This window comes from Paenibacillus taichungensis, assembly GCF_047302525.1.
Classification (GTDB): Bacteria; Bacillota; Bacilli; order Paenibacillales; family Paenibacillaceae; genus Paenibacillus; species Paenibacillus taichungensis_B.
Genome location: NZ_CP168020.1, coordinates 2209094 through 2231948 on the forward strand (window position 1 = coordinate 2209094; position 22855 = coordinate 2231948).

22 protein-coding genes are annotated in these 22855 nt (G+C 47.5%); 21 read left to right on the forward strand and 1 reads right to left on the reverse strand.

Features of this window, described 5'->3' with window-relative positions:
* Window positions 1-80: 80 nt before the first annotated feature.
* The 16 genes from recA to ACDJ58_RS10285 all read left to right on the forward strand — a co-directional run bounded on the left by recA (window position 81) and on the right by ACDJ58_RS10285 (window position 16387).
* Complete coding sequence (recA, locus tag ACDJ58_RS10210) at window positions 81-1145, forward strand: recombinase RecA (RefSeq protein WP_053783851.1); 1065 nt, start codon at window positions 81-83, stop codon at window positions 1143-1145.
* Between the two features lie 341 nt (window positions 1146-1486).
* Complete coding sequence (locus ACDJ58_RS10215; RefSeq protein ID WP_413377576.1) at window positions 1487-2224, forward strand: regulatory protein RecX; 738 nt, start codon at window positions 1487-1489, stop codon at window positions 2222-2224.
* Between the two features lie 310 nt (window positions 2225-2534).
* Entirely contained in the window at window positions 2535-4076 is a 1542-nt protein-coding gene (gene rny / locus ACDJ58_RS10220) for a ribonuclease Y (RefSeq protein WP_062326115.1), read from the forward strand.
* Between the two features lie 162 nt (window positions 4077-4238).
* Window positions 4239-5033 carry a TIGR00282 family metallophosphoesterase gene (locus ACDJ58_RS10225; protein ID WP_024630289.1) on the forward strand — a complete coding sequence of 265 codons (795 nt, stop codon included), beginning with the start codon at window positions 4239-4241 and terminating at the stop codon, window positions 5031-5033.
* A 117-nt stretch (window positions 5034-5150) separates the two neighbouring features.
* Window positions 5151-5411, forward strand: a complete 261-nt coding sequence (locus ACDJ58_RS10230; protein WP_007430104.1) for a stage V sporulation protein S — start codon at window positions 5151-5153, stop codon at window positions 5409-5411.
* A 92-nt stretch (window positions 5412-5503) separates the two neighbouring features.
* A complete protein-coding gene (locus tag ACDJ58_RS10235; protein ID WP_413377579.1) occupies window positions 5504-6487 on the forward strand; it encodes a dipeptidase in 984 nt (327 codons plus the stop codon).
* A 215-nt stretch (window positions 6488-6702) separates the two neighbouring features.
* On the forward strand, window positions 6703-7275 hold the full coding sequence (pduL, locus tag ACDJ58_RS10240) for a phosphate propanoyltransferase (protein WP_053783855.1): 573 nt from the start codon (window positions 6703-6705) through the stop codon (window positions 7273-7275).
* 310 nt (window positions 7276-7585) lie between these two features.
* Window positions 7586-9142: a tRNA (N6-isopentenyl adenosine(37)-C2)-methylthiotransferase MiaB gene (miaB, locus tag ACDJ58_RS10245; RefSeq protein ID WP_413377581.1), complete on the forward strand. Its 1557-nt coding sequence runs from the start codon at window positions 7586-7588 to the stop codon at window positions 9140-9142.
* A 256-nt stretch (window positions 9143-9398) separates the two neighbouring features.
* Window positions 9399-9863 carry a RicAFT regulatory complex protein RicA family protein gene (locus tag ACDJ58_RS10250; protein WP_413379580.1) on the forward strand — a complete coding sequence of 155 codons (465 nt, stop codon included), beginning with the start codon at window positions 9399-9401 and terminating at the stop codon, window positions 9861-9863.
* Between the two features lie 253 nt (window positions 9864-10116).
* Window positions 10117-10542, forward strand: coding sequence for a PaaI family thioesterase (locus ACDJ58_RS10255; protein WP_413377583.1), 426 nt, complete (start codon window positions 10117-10119; stop codon window positions 10540-10542).
* Window positions 10543-10600: 58 nt separating this feature from the next.
* Window positions 10601-11404 carry an NUDIX hydrolase gene (locus tag ACDJ58_RS10260; protein WP_413377585.1) on the forward strand — a complete coding sequence of 268 codons (804 nt, stop codon included), beginning with the start codon at window positions 10601-10603 and terminating at the stop codon, window positions 11402-11404.
* 64 nt (window positions 11405-11468) lie between these two features.
* Window positions 11469-12038 carry a cysteine hydrolase family protein gene (locus ACDJ58_RS10265; RefSeq protein WP_413377587.1) on the forward strand — a complete coding sequence of 190 codons (570 nt, stop codon included), beginning with the start codon at window positions 11469-11471 and terminating at the stop codon, window positions 12036-12038.
* Window positions 12039-12234: 196 nt separating this feature from the next.
* On the forward strand, window positions 12235-13689 hold the full coding sequence (locus ACDJ58_RS10270; protein WP_063566350.1) for a nicotinate phosphoribosyltransferase: 1455 nt from the start codon (window positions 12235-12237) through the stop codon (window positions 13687-13689).
* A 301-nt stretch (window positions 13690-13990) separates the two neighbouring features.
* Window positions 13991-14638: a hypothetical protein gene (locus tag ACDJ58_RS10275; RefSeq protein ID WP_413377589.1), complete on the forward strand. Its 648-nt coding sequence runs from the start codon at window positions 13991-13993 to the stop codon at window positions 14636-14638.
* Window positions 14639-14738: 100 nt separating this feature from the next.
* Entirely contained in the window at window positions 14739-15758 is a 1020-nt protein-coding gene (locus tag ACDJ58_RS10280; protein WP_413377591.1) for an oxidoreductase, read from the forward strand.
* A 74-nt stretch (window positions 15759-15832) separates the two neighbouring features.
* On the forward strand, window positions 15833-16387 hold the full coding sequence (locus tag ACDJ58_RS10285) for a hypothetical protein (protein ID WP_413377593.1): 555 nt from the start codon (window positions 15833-15835) through the stop codon (window positions 16385-16387).
* Window positions 16388-16428: 41 nt separating this feature from the next.
* On the opposite strand, the gene ACDJ58_RS10290 is transcribed toward ACDJ58_RS10285, so the two are convergent.
* Window positions 16429-16950 (reverse strand): MogA/MoaB family molybdenum cofactor biosynthesis protein, encoded by a 522-nt coding sequence (locus ACDJ58_RS10290; protein WP_413377595.1) that lies wholly within the window; start codon window positions 16948-16950, stop codon window positions 16429-16431.
* A gap of 166 nt (window positions 16951-17116) precedes the next feature.
* Between ACDJ58_RS10290 and ACDJ58_RS10295 the strand changes: the two genes are divergently transcribed.
* The 5 genes from ACDJ58_RS10295 to ACDJ58_RS10315 all read left to right on the forward strand — a co-directional run bounded on the left by ACDJ58_RS10295 (window position 17117) and on the right by ACDJ58_RS10315 (window position 22781).
* Window positions 17117-18253 (forward strand): GTP-binding protein, encoded by a 1137-nt coding sequence (locus ACDJ58_RS10295; RefSeq protein ID WP_413377597.1) that lies wholly within the window; start codon window positions 17117-17119, stop codon window positions 18251-18253.
* A 64-nt stretch (window positions 18254-18317) separates the two neighbouring features.
* Window positions 18318-18653: a four-helix bundle copper-binding protein gene (locus tag ACDJ58_RS10300; RefSeq protein ID WP_413377599.1), complete on the forward strand. Its 336-nt coding sequence runs from the start codon at window positions 18318-18320 to the stop codon at window positions 18651-18653.
* A gap of 636 nt (window positions 18654-19289) precedes the next feature.
* Complete coding sequence (argS, locus tag ACDJ58_RS10305; RefSeq protein ID WP_413377601.1) at window positions 19290-21026, forward strand: arginine--tRNA ligase; 1737 nt, start codon at window positions 19290-19292, stop codon at window positions 21024-21026.
* Window positions 21027-21030: 4 nt separating this feature from the next.
* Window positions 21031-22074 carry an ATP-binding cassette domain-containing protein gene (locus tag ACDJ58_RS10310; RefSeq protein WP_413377603.1) on the forward strand — a complete coding sequence of 348 codons (1044 nt, stop codon included), beginning with the start codon at window positions 21031-21033 and terminating at the stop codon, window positions 22072-22074.
* Entirely contained in the window at window positions 22071-22781 is a 711-nt protein-coding gene (locus tag ACDJ58_RS10315) for a hypothetical protein (protein ID WP_413377605.1), read from the forward strand. Before ACDJ58_RS10310 ends, ACDJ58_RS10315 begins: the two co-directional genes overlap by 4 nt.
* Window positions 22782-22855: the final 74 nt, after the last annotated feature.

Below are 22855 nucleotides of genomic sequence, written 5' to 3' on the forward strand. Positions count from 1 at the left end.
ATGTATGTTCGAAAAAAAGCTTGGCAAACGTGTTAAAACAAGGTATCATTATCTTATAAACAGTAAAGGGTGTGAGCTTATTGTCAGACCGTCGTGCCGCGCTTGATATGGCGCTCCGTCAAATAGAGAAGCAATTTGGTAAAGGATCCATCATGAAACTGGGTGAGTCGACTCACATGAATGTGGAAATTATACCCAGCGGTTCCTTGGCTTTGGATATTGCATTAGGAACAGGCGGCTTGCCTAAAGGCCGTATTGTTGAAATATATGGACCTGAATCTTCTGGTAAAACAACCGTAGCATTGCATGCTATCGCTGAAGTACAAAGAGTGGGTGGACAAGCTGCATTTATCGATGCCGAGCATGCTCTTGACCCACAATACGCAAGCAAACTTGGTGTTAACATTGACGAATTGCTTCTGTCTCAGCCAGATACGGGTGAGCAAGGGCTTGAAATTGCAGAAGCTCTTGTACGTAGTGGTGCTGTGGATATTGTCGTTATTGACTCTGTGGCTGCATTGGTACCAAAAGCAGAAATCGAAGGCGAAATGGGTGATTCCCATGTCGGTTTGCAAGCGCGTCTGATGTCTCAGGCACTGCGTAAACTGTCTGGTGCAATCAGTAAATCCAAAACGATCGCGATCTTTATCAACCAACTTCGTGAAAAGGTCGGGGTTATGTTTGGTAACCCAGAAACAACACCAGGTGGTCGTGCCCTGAAATTTTATTCCACGGTACGTCTGGATGTACGCCGTATTGAGAGTATCAAATCAGGAAATGACATGATTGGTAACCGTACGCGTATTAAAGTGGTGAAAAACAAAGTAGCACCTCCGTTTAAACAAGCGGAAGTGGATATCATGTACGGTGAGGGTATTTCGAGAGAAGGCAGTATCATTGACATTGGTACAGAGCTGGACATCGTCAATAAAAGTGGTGCATGGTACTCATACGAAGGTGAGCGTTTAGGACAAGGCCGTGAGAACGCGAAGCAGTTCATGAAAGAGCATAAAGATATTGCTGAAATCATTGAACAAAAAATTCGTGTAGCCAGTAACTTGACTACTGCAGTTCCTGCGCCAACTAGCGAAGAGCAACAAAAAGAAGCAGCAGAAGAACAAGAACTATTTGAAATTAACGAGTAACCCTCCCTTGTAGGGAGGGCGCTGCCCTCTGAACTCCCAAAGCTTGTCTGATTGAGCTTGGGGTATGGTTTGTGCGCTCGCGCTGTCCAACAGCCTCTGTCCGAATGGGCAGGGGCTGTTGGCACGTTTACTGTTAGGGAGAGGCCGGATATTGTTTCCGGCCTTTTGTATTAGCGTCTGATGTCTCTATGAAGATACGCTAAACGTATTCAGTGTAGCTGTGTTATCTCCGTCGGAGATGTGCTAATCGTATCCGAGGAAGTCTTTTAATTTGCTATGTACTTGTCAGTTAGGCCGTGCAGTTCACAGACACACAAAATGACATGGAAGGGGAGACCGAAATGGATCAACATGAAGATGATTTATATGAAGAAGCCGAGCTGGAGGGAATCTCCCAATTCCCGGATAACGAAGAACTTACCATTACACGAGTTGAACGAACGAAGAGCAGGGAAGCTCGTTACCGAATTACCTTTGGTTTATATTCGATCACGGTGCTTGAAGATGTAATGATTAAATATCGGATGACCCGGGGAAATACGTTTCTGAAAAAGGACTTGGAAGATATCATAGTAGCTGACGAGCGACAGCGGACGTATGTGCAGTCTTTGCGATTTCTGGAGCATAAACCCCGCACACGCCACGAATTAAGTCAGAAGCTTCGTCAGAAAGAGTTTGCTGCACCGTTGATTGAAGAGGCCCTGGATCGGCTTGAGCGGGAGAATTTGGTCGATGACGAACTGTTTGCGAAGGAATGGACTCGTCAGCGTATGGAGGGCCAGCGGAAGGGAAAACTGTGGATAAGGCAAGAGCTGCGTCAGAAGGGCATTGCCAATGAGCTAATTGCTGAAGCGCTGGAAGGTGTAAGTACAGATGCGGAATATGAGACAGCTCTAACCGCCGGACGCAAAAAATGGAATCAGGTCAAAGGAGACATCCAGGAGAAGAAACGTAAAACGCTTCCCTTCTTGATGCGACGAGGTTTTTCCATGGATATGGTGCGTCGGGTCGTGAATTGTTTAATTGAAGAAGACGAGGCTAAAGACCTCGAAGATGACGAAGCGTTGTTATGGGATTAGCAGACTGGACTCACTATACTGCATTCTCTTGACAATTTCTTTCGTCAAATACTAAAATGGACATGAGTCTGTAAGAAATGGACAACCCTTTTTCCTTCCAAAAAAGCGGTTTCTGTTTTTTAAGATTTATACCATTCATGATTATGGGTTCGCTGGAAACGGTGAATAGTACATGGAAGCATGTACATGTGAAATGAAAATCGGCGGGGGATCGCCGTGAGTATTCGTTATTCCCAAAAATATGTAAGGCTTGAAAACAACAAATTGACCCAAGGAGTGCCTTGGAGGAACCAACGAGGAGGTGAACAGTATGGACATCGTAATCACGATCGTTCTCGTTGTGGCCGCGCTCGTTATTGGGTTCGGAGTAGGGTATTTTATTCGCAAATCTCTTGCAGAGGCTAAAATCTCCAGTGCGGAACAAGCTGCCGTGCAAATCGTGGAGAACGCGAAGAAAGAGGCAGAGGCACTGAAGAAAGAAACGGTGCTGGAAGCGAAGGACGAAATCCATCGCATTCGCGCCGAAGCTGAAAAAGACACTCGTGAACGTCGGAACGAAATTCAACGACAAGAAAGACGATTGTTGCAAAAAGAAGAGTCGCTGGATAAAAAATTGGAATCACTCGAACGTAAAGAAGAGCAAGTGGCTAACAAAGAGAAACGAATTGATGAGACACAGCAGCAGATCGAGATGATCTACAAAAACCAGGTGACGGAGCTGGAGCGCATATCCAACCTCACTATGGAAGACGCACGCAGTATCATACTGTCCAACGTAGAACAGGAAGTTCGTCATGAGACGGCTCAAATGATCAAGGACATTGAACAGCAAGCGAAGGAAGAAGCGGACAAAAAGTCCCGCGAGATTATTACACTCGCTATCCAACGCTGTGCGGCTGACCACGTGGCGGAAACAACGGTATCCGTTGTTACTTTGCCAAATGAAGAAATGAAAGGCCGGATTATCGGTCGTGAAGGACGTAACATCCGTGCGCTTGAAACCCTTACAGGGATTGACCTCATTATCGATGATACGCCAGAAGCTGTTATTCTGTCGGGCTTTGACCCGATTCGCCGTGAAATCGCCCGTACTGCCCTCGAAAAACTGGTGGCTGATGGACGTATTCACCCGGCACGGATTGAAGAGATGGTGGAGAAATCCCGCAAAGAAGTGGATGAGCGTATCCGTGAATACGGTGAGCAAGCTACCTTTGAAGTGGGCGTGCATGGTCTGCATCCGGATTTGATTAAAATTCTGGGCCGGTTGAAGTTCCGTACAAGCTATGGTCAAAACGTCTTGAAACATTCGATGGAAGTCGCTTATCTGGCTGGATTGATGGCTGGCGAACTCGGAGAAGACGTAACCCTGGCAAGACGTGCAGGTCTATTGCATGACATCGGTAAAGCGCTGGATCACGAAGTGGAAGGATCACACGTCGAAATCGGCGTGGAACTAGCGAAGAAATACAAAGAACATCCGGTTGTAATCAACAGTATCGCGTCCCATCACGGGGATTGCGAAGCGACTTCGGTTATTGCCATGTTGGTTGGTGCAGCAGATGCGCTTTCCGCAGCAAGACCAGGCGCACGCCGCGAAACGCTGGAAACGTATATCAAACGACTGGAGAAGCTGGAAGAGATTTCGGAATCGTTCGAAGGTGTCGAGAAATCGTATGCCATTCAGGCCGGACGCGAAGTTCGCGTTATGGTACAGCCTGAGAAAATCGATGATGCTGAAGCATTCCGCCTCGCGCGTGACATCACGAAGATGATCGAGAACGAACTCGATTATCCGGGTCACATCAAGGTCACCGTCATCCGGGAAACCCGTGCGGTTGAATACGCAAAATAGAGCATTACGGAAAAGTGGCCGCAGTAGTGGGCCACTTTTCCTGTTGATAGCCTGTTAAAAGGCATTTTCATAATAAAATTGGTGAGCAAGAGATAGAGATCCTGCGAAGTTTCGGATGCTTTGAAGAAGGTTCCGCTTGGTAGGGATTAAGGAGGCAGTAACATGAAAGTTTTGTTTATTGGTGATATTGTGGGGAACGTGGGGCGTAAGGCATTGAAGGAGAACCTCCCCTACCTCAAAACGAAGTATAAGCCACATGTGGTCATTGTAAATGGGGAAAATGCAGCGGCAGGCCGGGGAATCACCGGGGCAATTGCGAATGAATTTTTCAACTGGGGTGTGCATGGCATCACTCTTGGTAATCATACCTGGGACAATAAGGACATATTTGATTTTATAGATGATGAGCCACGTATGATTCGTCCTGCGAACTTTCCTCCAGGAACACCAGGGCGTGGATACACCGTAGTCAAAGGAGAAGGCAAGGAGCTGGCGATTGTCAATCTGCAAGGGCGGACGTTCCTGCCCGCTCTGGATTGTCCATTCCGCGTTGCTGATGAAATTGTGGATGAACTGCGTCAAGACCATAAATGCATTCTGGTCGATATGCATGCCGAAGCAACGTCAGAGAAGATTGCCATGGGCTGGCATCTGGATGGACGTGCATCGCTGGTCGTAGGTACACATACACATGTGCAGAGTAACGATGATCGTATTTTGCCAGGAGGAACAGCTTATTTAACCGATGCAGGCATGGTAGGGCCGCGTGACGGCATATTAGGCATGGAGCGTGAAGCGGTGCTTCGCAAGTTCTACACCCAGCTTCCGGTACGATTTGTTGTGGATGATGGCAAATGGCATTTCCACGGTGTATTTGTGGAGATTGATGAAGCCACAGGTGCTGCAACACGCATTGAAAAAATTCGTCTGATGGAGGACGAGTGGCGCATGGAATAGGGGTATTGTCCCAATTTGAAGGGAAACCCGTCTAAAAAGAAGGAATTTTTTTGCCTCCCGCGAATAACATCTATTAAGTGGAAACAAACATTCAACATTCCCAGGGAGGTACTTACCATGGATGTATTAAAAGTTTCAGCAAAGTCCAATCCTAATTCTGTAGCCGGCGCTCTTGCAGGGGTTCTTCGTGAACGTGGAAATGCTGAACTGCAGGCAATTGGAGCGGGAGCACTGAACCAAGCCATTAAAGCGGTAGCGATAGCCCGGGGATTTGTAGCACCAAGCGGAGTTGACTTGATTTGTATTCCAGCTTTTACAGACATTGTGATCGACGGCGAGGACCGAACGGCCATTAAGCTGATTGTGGAGCCCAGATAATACATGCACTTATGCATTGAACCTGTTTACGAAGTAGACAGGTTTTTTTGCGTTTTATTACATAACATAACCGTGTAGAAGGAGAGATTGTGATGCACAACTGGCGAGTAGCCGATTTTCATTGTGATGCTTTGAGTAAAATGCTGATGAACCCAAGCCTTTCATTTAAAAATGCTTCACAACTGGATGTGAATCTGGAACGCCTGAGGGAAGGCAACATTCGTTTACAGGCCTTTGCAATCTATTTGCCCGAAGTGCTTGGCAGAGGCAAGTTTGAACATGTGATGGGGCAGTTGGACATCTACCGCAAACGAGTGGAGATAACCAAAGAACGATCTGAAGGTACACATACATTATTATGGCGGGAACAGCTTACGCAGGTAGAGCAGACGGACAGACCATGGGGGCTACTTACACTTGAAGGTGTCGATGGACTGGAAGGCAACCTCTTTTATCTGGAGTTGTGTTATCAAATGGGTGTGAGGATCGTTGGACTTACCTGGAACTATGCCAATTGGGCAGCTGATGGTGTTTTGGAGAAACGTGGGGCGGGACTAACCGAGAAGGGCAGGGAGCTGGTTCACCTTTGTAACCAAATCGGCATGCTGCTGGATGTTTCACATCTGACCGAGGAAGGTTTCTGGGAGCTTGCTGACCTTAGTGAACGCCCTTTTATCGCTTCGCATTCCAACAGTTACGCCATATGCCCGCATGTGCGTAATCTGAAAGATGATCAGATTCGGGCCATTATTGCTCGGGAAGGTCGTATCGGACTGACGTTTGTGCCTTGGTTTGTGAAGCAGGAAGGCGAAGTATGTATTGAAGATCTATTGCCTCATATTGAGCGGATATGTGCTCTGGGTGGGGAGCATCATCTGATGATGGGGTCTGATTTTGACGGAATTGCTACGTATATCCATAACCTTGAACATACCGGGCAGTATCCAAAGCTGATCAATACTCTGCTCAAGCACTACGACGAATCACTGGTTCGTGGTTGGATGTGGGGTAATGCGATGAGTTATTTAGGAGAAAACTTGCCGGAGAAAAATTTGAAGATGGAACATTTAAAATGATGAAGCTGTAGGTCCCTGAAGAAAACGAGATGGAAGCAAAAGTCGCACATGTTCAGACGAATTTACCAAATGCAGGGGATTAATGATTGCAAAATAAGTGTATTTCATGAATTTTCAGCAGTTCGTTTTCATTTCACTTCAAAAAGGGGTATAATACCATAGGATTGTTAAGAGCCTGGCTACAGGCCATAGATAAATAAGGAGTGAAATTCACAATGAGCAAAACAGTACCTGTGGGCGTATCTGCCCGTCACATTCATGTATCTCAAGAGCACGTTGAAATTTTGTTTGGTAAAGGCTACGAATTGACTGAATTTAAACCTCTGTCCCAACCTGGGCAATATGCTGCTAACGAAACAGTAGCGGTTATTGGTTCGAAAGGACAGTTTGATAAAGTGCGTATCCTTGGACCTGTTCGTCCGGAAACACAACTGGAAATCTCGATGACAGACTCTTTCGCTATTGGTGTTAAGGCACCTGTACGTGAATCCGGAAGCATCGAAGGTACTCCAGGTATCACGATTAAAGGACCTGCTGGCGAAGTTACAATTGATAAAGGTGTTATCGTTGCTGCTCGTCACATCCACTTCCATACTTCTGATGCTGCTAAATGGGGTATTGAGGACAAACAATTGCTGAAAGTCCGTCTGGGTGGAGATCGTGGTCTGGTACTGGAAAATGTACTGGCTCGTGTATCGGATTCCTTTGCACTGGACATGCATATTGATACGGATGAAGCTAATGCAGCTGGCGCTCGTAACGGCGATACTGCTGAAATCATCGACTAATCACATGGAACAATCTTCAGGCGCGATCCTAGCGGCTTGAATGAACCTATAAACCTGAGTATATCCACAGCGTCGACTACAATCGACCTAAGGGTAAGCTCAGGTTTTTGTGTGTTTTCGGGGTGTTCAGCAGACCTGCGCAGATTTCGGGATAGGTGAAGGGGCAGCGGCTTTGGATGTGGAACTACAGCCCAATTCATGTTATAATTTGCTGTAATGCTCTTTTGATGTATAAAGCGTGCAAATCACGTGAAACAAGATGAAAAAACGAATTTTTATTAATAGAGGCTGTAAGGAGTGACCGAAGGAAATGGCTAAAGACTCAAAAAAGGATTACTCCCAATATTTTGATTTCTCCGATGCCAAAGTAATTTCGCAAGATGAATTCAGCAGAAAGATAAGAATCCGGGGCCGGGAGATTAACATCAAGTCGGAACCCAATCATCGTCAGGAGAAACAACGGGGCAAGGAAGACGTTCAGGTGCTTTACGAAACGGCCGTACCCGATGAACTGAAAAACGTGGGGAAAGGCAAACGCTATATCGTATATACGTATGGATGCCAGATGAATGAGCATGATTCGGAGACTATTAAAGGATTACTTGAATCGATGGGCTATCAGGCTACCGAGGATCGCAAAGAGGCAGATATCATTCTGTTAAACACATGTGCGATTCGGGAAAATGCGGAAGATAAAGTGTTTGGTGAACTGGGCCATCTGAAAACCCTGAAAACCGAACGTCCAGGCTTGTTGCTGGGTGTGTGTGGTTGTATGTCGCAGGAAGAAGGCGTCGTGAACCGGATCATGCAGAAGCATGGCTTTGTGGATATGATTTTTGGTACACACAACGTACATCGGCTGCCACATCTGATTCAGGAAGCGCTGTTCAGTAAAGAAATGGTTGTTGAGGTATGGTCCAAGGAAGGCGACATCATTGAGAACCTACCGAAAAAACGTGAGGGCATGCGCGGCTGGGTGAACATTATGTATGGTTGCGACAAGTTCTGTACATATTGTATCGTCCCGTTCACACGGGGTAAAGAGCGCAGTCGACGTCCAGAAGATGTTATTGCCGAAGTTCGCGAACTGGCAAGACAAGGCTTCAAGGAAATTACGCTGCTCGGCCAGAACGTCAATGCTTATGGCAAGGACTTCACGGATCTGAAGTACAGCTTCGGTGACCTGATGGATGATATTCGAAAAATCGATATTCCACGGGTTCGGTTTACAACCAGTCATCCACGTGACTTCGATGATCATCTCATTGAGGTGCTTGCAAAGGGCGGGAACCTAGTGGAACATATCCATCTGCCTGTGCAGTCTGGCAGCACGGAAGTGCTGAAACGTATGAGCCGCAAGTACAGTCGGGAACACTACTTGAAGCTTGCTGACAAAATTAAAACTGCAATTCCAGATGTCGTGTTAACCACTGATATTATCGTTGGTTTCCCGGGGGAGACGGAAGAACAGTTTGAAGATACGCTGTCACTGGTCAAGGAAGTCGGCTACGACTTTGCCTATACATTCATCTACTCTCCGCGTGAAGGTACACCTGCTGCGGTGATGGAGGATAACGTGCCGATGGACGTGAAGAAGGAACGTTTGAAACGCTTGAACGAGACGATCAATGCATACAGCCATAGCAGCAATGAGAAGCAGCGCGGCAAGGTTGTTGAGGTGCTGGTCGAAGGTGAGAGCAAACGGAATTCCAATGTTCTGGCAGGACGTACACGCAGCAACAAGCTGGTACACTTTGAAGGACCTAAAGACTTGATCGGTACTTTTGTGCATGTGGAAATCACCGATCCAATGACTTTCTATATTCGGGGCAATCTGCTCTCAGAGCCAGTAGCCGCCAATCAGTAATACACAAACCTAATAAGATGAAATCGGATGTTGGGATATTAGAATTTGGAATGACAGCGAAAGTAGCGAAGGAAACGGAATCCATTCTGTAGAAGCGTAGCGTTCGCCTTTGTCCCCAAATTTTAACCGTTAAAATTCAATCAGAAAAATTTGGGGACAACAGCGATCGAAAGAACGATCCGTAGCCGTAGCGGGCATGGAGCAGTTGTCCGACTCTAATATTATTCATCCGTTTCATCTTATATCATCTCATAGAATGGAGCGATTTCGAGTGGCGCAGGAAGAAGTGCAGTACAACGATTATGGAATGCCTACCTACGATACGCGCAATCTGGTTATACGCGACGACATTATGGGAAAAGCCAAAGAATTGGCTGATATGCTTGGAACGAGCGAGGAAGTTAAACAGTTCCAACAGGCTGAGTCCAAAATTCGTGATCATGAACGCATCCAGCAATTGATTGCAACGATCAAGAAAAAACAAAAGGAAATCGTTGCTTTTGAAAGCTTCAAAAATGCAGATATGGTCAGCAAAATCGAACAGGAAATTGAGGATCTGCAGGAAGAGATGGACAGCATTCCACTGGTTACGGAATTCCAGCAAAGTCAAAGCGATATCAATTATTTGCTTCAGCTTGTTATTTCTGTAATTCGGGATACCGTCTCCGAGAAAGTGAACGTGGAGGCAGGTACGGATTCACCTCCGACCAGCTGCGGGTAAGTGAACGGAAGGGTGCGGACGCAGTCCGCGCCTTTTTTGATCATTTCAGACTCTACGTGGTGGGGTTATTTTGTGTGGTGGCCTGATCAAGACAACTTCACTGGATAAGACCTGTTCCGTAAGAGCAGGCTTTATATAATGACGAAGCACTTTAAATCAACTACGAAGAGAAGCAATGCTGGAAATATCATTATTTAAAAACAACATACATCATGGGCTTTATACTTAAAGTGCACTAAAGGGGAAATCAATAATGGGTATTTTGGACAAAATGGTTGAAGAAGGAAACGGAAGATTTTGGGGCTTTCTCGGTTGTCGTTTTATTAAAGGCGACGGAAAAGAAGTACAGATCGCGCTGACAGCGGGTGAACATCACACCAACTCCATGGGGATTATTCATGGTGGTGTGCTGACATCTCTCATGGATCAGTCGATGGGTATGGTAGCTACAGCCGCAATGGCAGTTGACAGTTGTGTGACCACCAATCTGAATGTGCATTTCTTGGCACCCATGAAACAAGGGGAATTAATCGTGACATCAACGATCCTGCATCAAGCGGGGCGTAGTGTGACGGCACAATCTGAGGTCCGGGATGCATCTGGTACGTTAGGGTGCATGGCAACAGCTACATTCCGTATAGCGCGAGTAAAAGCGCAAAACACGGAATCTCAAGGTTGACAAAAGATATTATTATGTCATAATGAAAATATCAAAATGAGAATAGTCGGTGGTGCCCATGAGCGAAAACTACGAACAATTCAATACTGAAAGCGATGAACAGGCAGCACGTGCCTATAGTTCCAAGAAATATCGTACCCCCGATGGTGTTCCCGCGGATATCGTCATGTTCACCTTGACCAAGCGGGAGCGCAAGACCGTAACCAAGACACTCCCCATCCGGGAGTTGAAGGTCATGCTGATCAAACGCAAAGGTTGGCCTTTTGCGGGAAGATGGGCGTTGCCAGGTGGATTTTGTCAGGAAAATGAATCCATCTATGGTGCTGCAAAGCGCGAGTTGATGGAAGAGACAGGTGTGGACGGCGGACATCTGGAGTATTTGAATGTATATAGTCAGCCTGGGCGTGACCCCAGAGGATGGATTATCTCACATGCGTTTTTTGCACTGGTAGAGGAATGGATGCTGGAACACCGTCAGGCGGCGGATGATGCTGAGGATGTTGGATTGTTTACGATTCAGGAAGCATTGCAGGAGCTCGAACTTGCCTTTGATCACCGCACGATTATAGAAGACGCGTACCGGCGTATTCAGCAGCAAATGCTGGAAACGACAATTGCACGACAGTTCCTGCCTCGTGATTTTACACTAAGCGAGTTATACCAAGTGATTCAGAGTGTTGTACCTGACTTTGAAGAACCGAATTTCATTCGGAAAATCACTTCAACACGCAGCCGCAAAGGCATTGTGGAAGAGGTTCGGGATGAGGAGGGCAACCTGCTAAGCTCCAATCAATACTCACAGCGTCCGGCGCAGTTGTACCGTTTTACCGAGCTTGTACCTCGTCTTTCCATCTATACTTAATTCGCAAGCGAATCATGATGGATTGAATCAGGATCAACCTATTCTCAAAAAGGGAGTGTGGACGATGAAAGCACTGATTGTAATCGATTTTACACGTGATTTTGTGACAGGTTCGTTGCCTGTAGGCCAGCCTGCTGTGGAGATTGATGAGACGATTGCAGCGATAACGGAGGCTTATTGCCATAACAAGCATGAGGTTGTTATGGCTGTGGACTTGCATGAAGAGAATGATCCTTACCATCCGGAAACTGCCCTTTTTCCGCCCCATAACATCAGGGGTACGGAGGGAAGACAGCTTTATGGTCGTCTGGCCCAGGTTATGGAAGAACGGGAATCCCAGATTCGTTGGATGGATAAAACAAGATATAGCGCATTCTGTGGTACAGATCTGGAGCTGCGGCTGCGTGAACGTGGAATAACAGACATTGCACTGATCGGTGTTTGTACAGATATTTGCGTACTGCACACTGCAGTGGATGCTTATAATAAAGGTTTTCACATAACGGTATATGAAGACGCCGTAGCGAGCTTCAATCAAGCGGGACATGATTGGGCGCTCGGACATTTTCGTTCTAGCCTTGGGGCTCAGGTAGTCAAAGCGAGCGATACCGTTCTCGCAGGCTTGAACCTGTAAACGAACCTGTGATCATATCCATCATACCTTGTTGAACAAGTGTTATGATGCAGGGGAATATGGTGAATAGGAATAACCGGAGACTTATGCAATCGTAACCAGAATCATGAATCATGAGCAATGAGTCTCCACATGTTGACCCGTGTCAGCAGGCAGAGCCTGCCGGCACAAGCGGAAGTCAGAGAGGATGAGACAAATGCAGACGACTAGCCTGGCTTTACATACGGATAAATATCAAATCAATATGATGTACGCCCATTGGGTGAATGGAACTCACAAACGGAAAGCGGTGTTTGAAGCCTATTTCCGCAAGCTTCCTTTTGGCAACGGATATGCCGTATTTGCCGGATTGGAACGCATTGTGAATTATATCAGCCAGCTTCGGTTTACGATGGAGGACATCAAATACTTATCCAAACAAGAGGAAAATTACGATCCGGTCTTTCTGGAAGAGTTGCTCCAGTTTTCATTTCAGGGGACGATTCATTCCATGAAGGAAGGGGCGCTCGTTTTCCCTGATGAACCGCTCATTCGGGTAGAAGGCTCCATTATGGAGACACAACTGGTGGAGACGGCGATACTTAACTTCATGAATTATCAGACGTTAATTGCAACCAAGGCTTCCCGGATCAAACAGGTGGCAAGTCAGGACACGTTGCTCGAATTCGGGACACGACGCGCACAGGAAGCGGATGCGGCCATTTGGGGGGCGCGTGCCTCGTATGTGGCAGGTTTCCATGCAACGTCCAATATGCTGGCTGGAGAGCGCTTCGGAATCCCGACAGCAGGGACACATGCCCATTCATGGGTGCAGAGCTTCATGAGTGAGCAGGAGGCGTTTGACGTCTATGCCAAAGTGCTGCCAGATCAAGTGACACTGCTGGTGGATACCTTTGATACATTGAACAGTGGTGTTCCCCATGCAATCAAGACCGCCAAGAAACTTGAGAGCCAAGGCAAAAAGATGAACGCGATTCGTCTGGATAGCGGGGACCTTGCTTATCTATCCATTCAAGCTCGGCAGATGCTGGACGATGCCGGACTGGATTACGTGAAGATTGTAGCTTCCAACGATCTGGATGAAAATACAATTTTCAACCTTAAGGCGCAAGGAGCTCGCATCGATACATGGGGAGTGGGTACACAGCTAATTACCGCTTCCGACCAACCTTCTTTGGGTGGCGTGTACAAATTGGTGGAGCGTGAAGTGGATGGTGCCATGCTGCCTACGATCAAAATTTCGGCCAATCCCGAAAAAGTCTCCACACCAGGTAAAAAAGAAGTTTTCCGGATCATTGATCCGAAACATGGCAAGGCGATTGCAGATTATATCTGCTATCCAGGAGAAGAGCAGCCGCTACAGGGAGGGCCGCTCAAGCTGTTCAACCCGCTACACCCTTATCTGAAAAAGACGGTAACCCGCTACGAAGCAGTGAACATGCTGGAACCGATCTTTGTGAATGGACGCAAAGTGTATGAACTGCCTACCCTGGATGAGATTCGCAGTTATCACCGCGAGCAGATGGATCTCTTCTGGCCGGAATATTTGCGTAAACTCAATCCTGAGATTTACCGTGTAAATATCAGCCCTGCGGCCTGGAATATGAAGCAGAAGCTCATTGCTGAGCACGTGCAATCCACCGAAGAATAAATCAAATAAAGGGGCATAACCGGAAGGAAGTAAACCGGGTTATGCCTTTTTGCTCTTCCACCATTGTGTTCAAAGGACGACGGATGGTGTGTGAAACATCATGGACAGACAGTCCATGAACTGCGGTATACTATACCTTCAACGGACGCAGGTTTACAGGGAAATGAAGCAATTATTTCTCGGGAAAGCGCAGGAGACGTCAAATGCTGCATCTTTCAGAGCTTGCCTTTCGACAGGATCCGTTTCTGTGTCTGTTTCAATTGCGTATCTGCCGGGGATGAATGAAAGAGGAGGTGCAACCATGAGATGGATTTTGGCACTGATCTGGCTGGCCTTCATTGTGTATGCCTGGTTTTGGGTACCTGGGCAGCCGCTTGGGATTGACCCTGTGTTTAAAGAGCTGGTTACACTGCAAAGTAAGGAACCCTGGCTGCTAACCGTATTTTCGTGGCTTGGGATTTATCCGGCCATTTTTGCTTGCCTGCTGTTAAGGAGGTCAGGGAAAGCGAGAGGATCTCGTGTACCGGCTTGGCCCTTTGTGTTGCTGTCTTTCGGTTTGGGAGCCTATGCGCTGCTGCCTTATTTTGCGTGGTCCTCACAAACGCACAGAGGTTCGGGGTACGAACGCCTCTCCTTTGGCAGTCAGCGTGAATCAGGTATTGGACGTGTGGCAGCTCATAAGCTGACCCATGTGGTTCTTTTGCTGCTTACATTGGGCACAGGCCTCTATGCAGTGACTCAAGGCAATCCTGATGTATACATGGAAGCGTTCAGGGAGTCTTCCTTTGTACATATTATGACGATTGATTTCGTCATCCTGACTTTGCTTTCCGTGATCGCATTGTTCAGAGATTCTTCTGACAATCGTCGTTTTCGCGGGTGGGCCGTTGCAGGGGTGATCCCATTGATAGGCCCACTCATTTATTTAATGACAAGCCGGAGAGATTGAGTTTGACGGATGCCGCCCTTATACTTATTTAATTTGAAGACGAACAATTCATGATGTGAATAGAAAAATATGTAAATCATAATTAAGGAGAGGATAACGAATGAAAAACACTTTTCCTGCGTATGTCGTGCGTAAAGAAGAACAAGGTGGCGTGAAGGCTGCTATGGAGCAGCTGACGAAAGAGGACTTGCCTAATGGTGACGTAACCCTACAGGTTCAATACTCAAGCGTCAATTTTAAAGATGGACTCGCCACAACAGAAAAGGGCGGTGTGGTTCGCGAATATCCGATCGTACCGGGAATCGATCTTGCAGGGATTGTTGAGGAATCCGTGAGCGGCCGGTTTGCACCGGGGGATCGGGTGATCAGCACAGGCTTCGAGCCGGGTGTGTCTCATTTTGGAGGGTATAGTCAATATGCGCGTCTGCGCAGCGAATGGCTTGTTCCTCTGCCGCATGGACTCAGTGAGAAGGAAGCGATGGCAATTGGAACGGCAGGATTCACGGCAGCACTTTCGGTAGATGCTTTGTTGCGGGCTGGAGTGACTCCGGAGATGGGCAATATTCTGGTGACGGGAGCTACCGGAGGGGTAGGAACTATGGCGGTGGCTATTCTGGCGAAGCTGGGATTTGAAGTGACAGCAAGTACAGGCAAAAAAGATCAACAGGAGCAGCTGCTTCGGAATCTGGGAGCCTCACATGTCATTTCACGTGAAGAAGCGGATGCGCCAGCCAAGGGAGCAATGGGCAAACAGCTGTGGGCTGGTGTTATTGATCCGGCAGCAGGTCCGGCACTGGCCGAGCGTCTGAAACAGATTCAATACGGAGGCGCTGTCGCCGTATCAGGCTTAACCGGAGGGGCTGGGTTTGAGTCCACCGTATTTCCATTTATTTTGCGGGGGATTCAATTGATTGGGATTGATTCTGTCTATTGCCCGATGGAACGGCGGGAACGGATATGGAAGCTGCTTGGCGGAGAATGGAAGCCGGATCGAGCTCTGGAGCTGGGGATTCAGGAAATCTCATGGGCACAACTGCCTCAGACACTCGAAACGATCCTCAAAGGCGGTGCTGTAGGTCGTACTGTAGTTAATACGCTGTCGGAAACGCCTGCCGAATAAGATTCTTTTCTCCTAGACATGCTAACTCTACCTGAGAGCGTCACCCTGCATGTGGCGGGAAAGGAAGGATGAGTATGCGTGTTAACAGAAAAGGATTGCATCATAGATCTGGACTTGTGAAGTCTGTTCTGGTCAGTATGATCGTGGTGCTATGTGCTATATCTGCAGTGGCTTGTTCGGCCTCAAATGTTGAGCAGGAACGGAAAATATATACCCGACAAGCGACGGATGAAGGAAATGTTCGGGCAAAGAGTCAGGGTCACGGGTTAAATGGTCCATTAATTCAGGAGCTGGATGAAGCTTTTGCTGCAAAAGGCATGAAGTTGATGAATAATATGTCTGCTGATGATGGTGAGGGTGGAATCTCTTACATGTACTTGCTGAATGGAAGTGGCAGACATATTATAAAGGTCCACATTTTCAGTGATGCCCCTACAAGAGTAGCCCAGATGAACGAAATGTACGGTAATGATGGCGATGAGGCTGTGATGGAAAATGTACTTGGCAAAACAACGATTCGCAGCAAAGACTATGTGTCACTGGTCTATACGGCTTCAGGTGGAGAAAAGGACGATTATGAAGAAGACGTTATGCAGGTATTCCAGCAAGTGCTTGAGCAACTGAAGTAATCGACTCCACTAAAATAAATCCGAAAAACCCGTCTGATTATTCAGACGGGTTTATATATTTCACGCATGACATGCCTCAGCTCTGGCAAAATGAGTTTTTCCATTGCCAGCTTGACAGCTCCCTTGGAGCCTGGCATGGAGAATACGGCTGTACGCCCAATCGTTCCGGCAACCGCCCGGCTAAGAATGGCAGCAGAACCGATATCCTCGGTATAACTAAGGAAGCGAAAGATTTCACCAAAGCCAGGCAACTCCTTATCGAGGAGTGAGGATACTGCCTCATATGTTGTATCACGAGGTGCAATTCCGGTTCCGCCGCTGAGCAGTACGGCTTCGATATCGTCACGAACGGCTGCATCTTGCAGGATGCTTTGAATAGTTTCGGTCTCATCCGGTGTAATGATATAATCGACGATCTGGTAGCCTGAATCGGTTAGCAGCTTGTGCATAAGTTGTCCACTTGTATCGGTGTCCTTGGTGCGGGTATCCGATACGGTTACAATCATGCAGGATACCGTGTCAGGCGCTTCCTGTCGATGTTGTTCCACTGAATTGGTCATCATGCATCCTCCTCTAATCAACACGTTCTCATAGCATAGACCATTAAGAAGAGTGAGGCAATGGACTTGCAAATAGAAGGCCAGGATTGCGCAAAGATTGCAGGATAGTGTACACTCGCTAGGATAGTGATAGACCAGTTTCATTGGACAAATAGAGAGGTGAACAACGATGAGTGAATTAAAAACAAATGAATCATCCATACCTGTATATATATTGTCAGGCTTCTTGGGTAGTGGCAAAACGACACTGCTTGTTCAACTGATTGAACATTGGCAGCAACAAGGTCTCCGGCCCGCAGTGGTCATGAATGAATTGGGTGAAGTGAATCTGGATGGTCAGATTGTGGATGCTTCCGTGCCAATGATGGAAATGTTAGGAGGGTGTATCTGCTGTACTGTTCGCGGTGACTTGGGGCTGCAACTTGCTGATCTTGTGCAGGAGGAATCGCCTGATGTCATTATCATCGAAGCAACGGGTGCAGCAAACCCGATGGAGATTCTGGATGCTGTAACGGAAACTTCCCTCTATATGCGACTGAAACTGAAAAGCCTGATTACTGTGGTAGATGCAGCTCATCTGTCAGGGCTGTACCAGGAGCAGAAGGGCCAAACCTTCAAGCTGATGCAGGAACAGATTCGCTGTGCGTCTGTACTTCTCCTGAACAAAACGGACAGGGTGAATGAGCAGCAGTTGGCAGATCTGCGAGACCTGTTGGCACGCTGGAACGGTTTTGCTCCGGTACTGCCTACGGTGAAGTGTGAAGTCGACATGGATATGCTGCTTCGTAGCGGAGACAATGTGCATGCCTATCAATCTGTAGAAGAAGCGAGTAAGAATGCAGAGCAGGCACATCACGTTCATTCCGAAGCTTGTGCGGAGCATGGATGCAGTCATGGTCATGAATACCATGAGCATGTGCATCATGATCACAAAGCCCATCAACAATCCCAGGAGAATGTCCATGGTTCTCCTCATGATCATGACCATAATCATGCCCATACCCATGCTTCGCATGAACATGTCATGGTGTATACGCACTATTTCACCCAGCCGGTGAACAGTGAGGCCTTTGAGCGTTTGATAGCTGAGTTACCACGCGACGTGTATCGGGCAAAAGGGATTTTATCTTTTAGCGATACGTCCAGTCGGTTCTGGTTCCAATATGCTTACCGGGAATCGGATTATATGAAGATCACGCCTCAGGGGGATGTGCCTAACGTAGCTGTGTTTATAGGTGAGCATTTCGATCAGTCGGTCATTCGCAACCAATTGCTGGAATTAGAGGCAATAAATCAGGCTAAATGATTCAAGGTTCCTCCAGACGGGGTATTAAGAAGCATAGCAAACTTAGTCTGGGAGGTAACTTTAAATGACACAACAACAATATCAACAATGTATCGATGCTTGCCTGGAGTGTATGAATGCTTGCAATGTATGTTACATATCGAGTCTGAAGGAATATGATCTGGCGATGCTGCGTGATTGCATTCGTTTGGATCGGGAATGTGCAGAGATCTGCAATTTTGCTGCTCAAGCCATGACACGCGGAAGTGATTTCATTGCCGAAATTTGCGAACTGTGTGTGAAAGCGTGTGAAGCTTGTGCTGCTGAGTGTGGCAAACATCAACATGATCACTGCCAGGCTTGCGCAGAAGCTTGCCGCAAATGTGCAGAGGCTTGCCGCATGATGGCCGCAGTAGCGTAAATATAACTCCATTGAATTGAATTAAATTGAAAATAAAAAGCCTGGGCATATGCAAGATGCTAGGCTAATCCCCTCACAGAAAACAACGAAATAAGGCATCCGATAAGATGTTTTTCAACGTTGTCTGCTGGAGGGGATTTTTTATGGATACAGCATAGTAACATTCTTCACCATCAGCAGGCGAGAACTTCTATTGTAAGCAGGTTCTCCATGGGGAAATGCATGTAACAGGTTGCCAAAGCAGAGCTTGATCTGTATAATGATGGCAATGAATTGAAACGATGAATATCCGTGATCGGGAGAGTAGCCAGAATCCATGCATGACAGCGAGCCGGGGCAGGTGGAAGCCGGTATGACATGACCTGAGTGAAGCGCACCCGTGAGATGGTTGTCCGAAGGAATGTTTACATCCTTAAGGGGTGCAGAGCAGGTAGTAGAGGGCAATCCGGTAGGCGGCCGTTAATCGCACCAAGCGGAGCAGGCTGTGAATGTACTATGATGTGCATTCGCAATCTGCTCACTAAGAGTGGTACCGCGGGAACTGTGAAGATCAGCTCTCGTCTCTGATATAGAGACGAGGGCTTTTTTTGTTTTCTATAGCATGGCTAAATACGATAATGATTAGGAGTGTTCGACATGTTGATGAATCAGGCAGCAGCACATATTGCTCCCTTAACGGGATTGAAGCAAGACGAGGTGTTGAGATTATTGGAGGTTCCACCACAGGTGGAGATGGGAGATGCGGCGTTTCCCTGCTTTATTCTGGCCAAGTCGTTGAAAAAAGCACCCGCGATCATCGCTGCTGATATTGCAGCCGAATTACAGACAGTTGGGCTGGATGCTTCACCAGCAGGACCCTATGTAAACATACGTTTCAATCGGGAAGATCTGGCGCCGAAGCTGCTGCAAGAACTGGGACATAAAACATTTGGCAAGCTGCAGCTGGGGGCAGGTGCACGCGTCGTAATCGACATGTCGTCGCCTAACATTGCCAAGCCGTTCGGAATCGGTCATCTGCGCTCCACCGTGATTGGGGCAGCATTGTATCGGTTATATAACGAGGCAGGCTATACTTCGGTCAGTGTGAATCATCTGGGGGATTGGGGAACGCAATTCGGTAAACAGATTGCAGCCTACAAACGTTGGGGTAATGATGAAGCGCTACAGGCTGAGCCGATTCGTACATCATTGGAACTGTATGTGCGGTTTCACGATGAGGCGGAGAGTGATCCATCTCTGGAGATTGAAGCACGAGATTGGTTTCGCAAGCTGGAGCAAGGGGATGAAGAAGCACAGCGGTTATGGACCTTTTTTGTAGAAGTGAGCATGAAAGAATTCAACCGGATGTATGAGCGTCTGAATGTACAGTTTGACCATACGCTGGGTGAGAGCTTTTATAACGACAAGATGGGTGCTGTAGTTGAAGAACTGAAATTCAAAAGATTGCTGGAAGAGAGTGAAGGCGCACTGGTGGTACGTTTGGAGGATGAGAATATGCCACCTTGCCTGATTATCAAAACCGATGGAACAACCATCTACCCAACACGGGATCTGGCAACAGCCGTTTATCGTCATGATGTGATGAAGGCGGATAAGATGCTGTACGTGGTTGGGGGTGAGCAGAAGCTTCATTTCCGTCAGGTATTTGCGGTATTATCCCGGATGGGGTATGCGTGGTCTGAGATTTGTGAACATATTCCGTTTGGTTTGATGCGTTTCGAAGGACGGAAGATGTCTACCCGCCGGGGGAAAGTCGTCTTTTTGCAGGAGGTACTGGATGAGGCGGTTGCTCGGGCATTACAGATTATTCAGGAGAAAAATCCGAATCTTCCGAATTCGCAGGAGGTTGCGGAAGCGGTTGGTGTAGGTGCGATTGTATTCGGAGATCTGCGCAATAACCGGTTGAACGACGTCGATTTCTCGCTTGAAGATGCGGTGAGCTTTGAAGGAGAGACAGGACCTTATGTGCAATATACGCATGCCCGGATTAATAGCGTGCTTGCCAAGGCGGCAGAGGCAGAGCGTGTGGAAAATGAAAATCAATTGGACCATGTTAGTAGTAGTAGTAACAATGCTGCGGCAAACTCAGAGAACAAACCGGTCATGGTCGGTGACACTTCATGGGCATTGCTAAAACTGCTGGCAGATTATCCGCAGCATCTGGAAAAAGCAATTCATCGCAATGAGCCTTCAGTCATTGCCAAATATGCGATAGATGTTGCCCAAGCGTTCAACCGCTTCTATCATGCGGAACGGATTGCGGATGCGCCGGCTGATGTAAAACCCTTCCGGGTGGCGTTAACAGAGCGTACGGCGGAGCGTCTGGCCAACAGCCTATATTTACTTGGCGTTCAGGCTCCTGAACGGATGTGATTCTATGGGATGGAGGGCAAGTAGATTCTTCGATAAAGCAGGAAAAGCAGCAGCAGACTCAAACGGACGTATCATATCGCTACAACAGGTGAGCAAACGACTTGGGGATGTGCAGGTATTGAATGATATCAATCTGGAAGTAGTTCAGGGTGAGTGTATCGTCCTGGTGGGCAGGAATGGCTCAGGCAAAAGCACGTTGCTGCGTGTGCTGGCGGGCATGTTAATGCCTGACTCAGGTTCGCTGCGCAAGCCCAGGCATGGGCGGATTATGTATGCACTGGATGGACTGTCACGCCTGCCCTTCACATCAAGAGAGTACCTGTGGGAAATGGGACGTATTCGTGGCATGCGCCCTGAAATATTGCGTCAACGGATAGGCGAATTGAGTGAGCTGTTATTCTTGGGCACGGCGCTGGATCAGATGCTGCCGCAGCTGTCCAAAGGTACTTTGCAGAAGGTGAATTTGATTCAGGCTTTGCTGCCTGGCCCTGATGGGTTATTGCTGCTTGATGAACCATTGTCCGGTCTGGACGTTCCGGCGCAGGAAGCAATCGTAGCTTTGCTCAGACAGTGGAAACAGGAAGGAAGCCAGATCGTTACAGCTTGCCATGAGCCATTGCTGATTGAATATCTCGCTGATCAGGTCATCGTGTTACAGAATGGAACGTTGCTTCGTCGCTGGAGTCAGGAAGATTTGCAGCAAGCTGGTGAGCCCGCTGTGAGTATCCAAAGTGTGATGGAAGGGCTGGAACAATCCGTTATCGATGCGCTGCTTGTTGATCAACCGGGAATCATTGAATCCCATCGCATCATGGTTCGTCAGGATTATGGTCGAGAAGTATGGGATTGGAAGGTGTCACGCAGTTCGGCAGATCGGATTCTTGGAATGATTCTGGCAGCTGGCGGTTCCATTGTGTCTGTACAGCCGGAAGAGAGCCGATTAAATATGGAAGGATTGATGGAGGGGCGGCACCCAGGTGAGGCTATAAGCAGGGAAGTTGCTGAGAACCTTTCCTCCATATCTACGGCAGGAGGCGACCTCCAATGATCTACTTGACTCGTTATTTGTTAAAACATTACATACGTTCACAGAAATATGTTGCGCCGGTGATCTTTTATATCATTACGATGCTGCTTATCTATTCCTACAAACCTAATCCGGTTGCGGACAGTTACAGTGTTACGGCCATGCTGCTCTTTTTTGGTGCGGCCTGGCTGGGCTTGACGGTAATGAATACGGAACCTGCTGGGCAGTATCAATTGCTTGTTCTGCATGCAGGAAGCAAACGTAAGGTTGTCTTCGCACAACTGATCTGTGCGTTGATCATGCAGTTTGGTCTGACTGCAATTACCGTGTTATATCCGGTTATTACGGGCATGTTTGGAAGTGTACCGAGTACTGGGGAGTGGATCATGGCTTGGGCCGGACATTTGGCTTTGTCGCTCCTGGGTCTGGGGTTCAGTGTTTTCTTCCAAAAATCATACATTCCCATGCTGAGCCGCAGCATGCCGCCTTTCATTGTGGTGATGTTGTTGTCGTTTGTCCAAGGTTCATTAAGTGGACGTTTGCCTGAATCCATACAGTGGGTTGTCAAGATTCTGCCACCGGCATTTTATCTGGTTCGTGAGATGATGTTATTTAAAGAATCGGAGTTGGGGGCTGTTGTTTTGACGACAGTGTGGGCTGTACTCTATGCCATAGTTCTACTTATCATTCATGTGTGGTTATCGGGAAGAAGGGATTTACGGAGTTAGATGCTATTATTCTGCTTAACTTGAATGTTAGTCTATGTTTCGTTACCATAGAGGGACGTTAGAATGGAACGTAT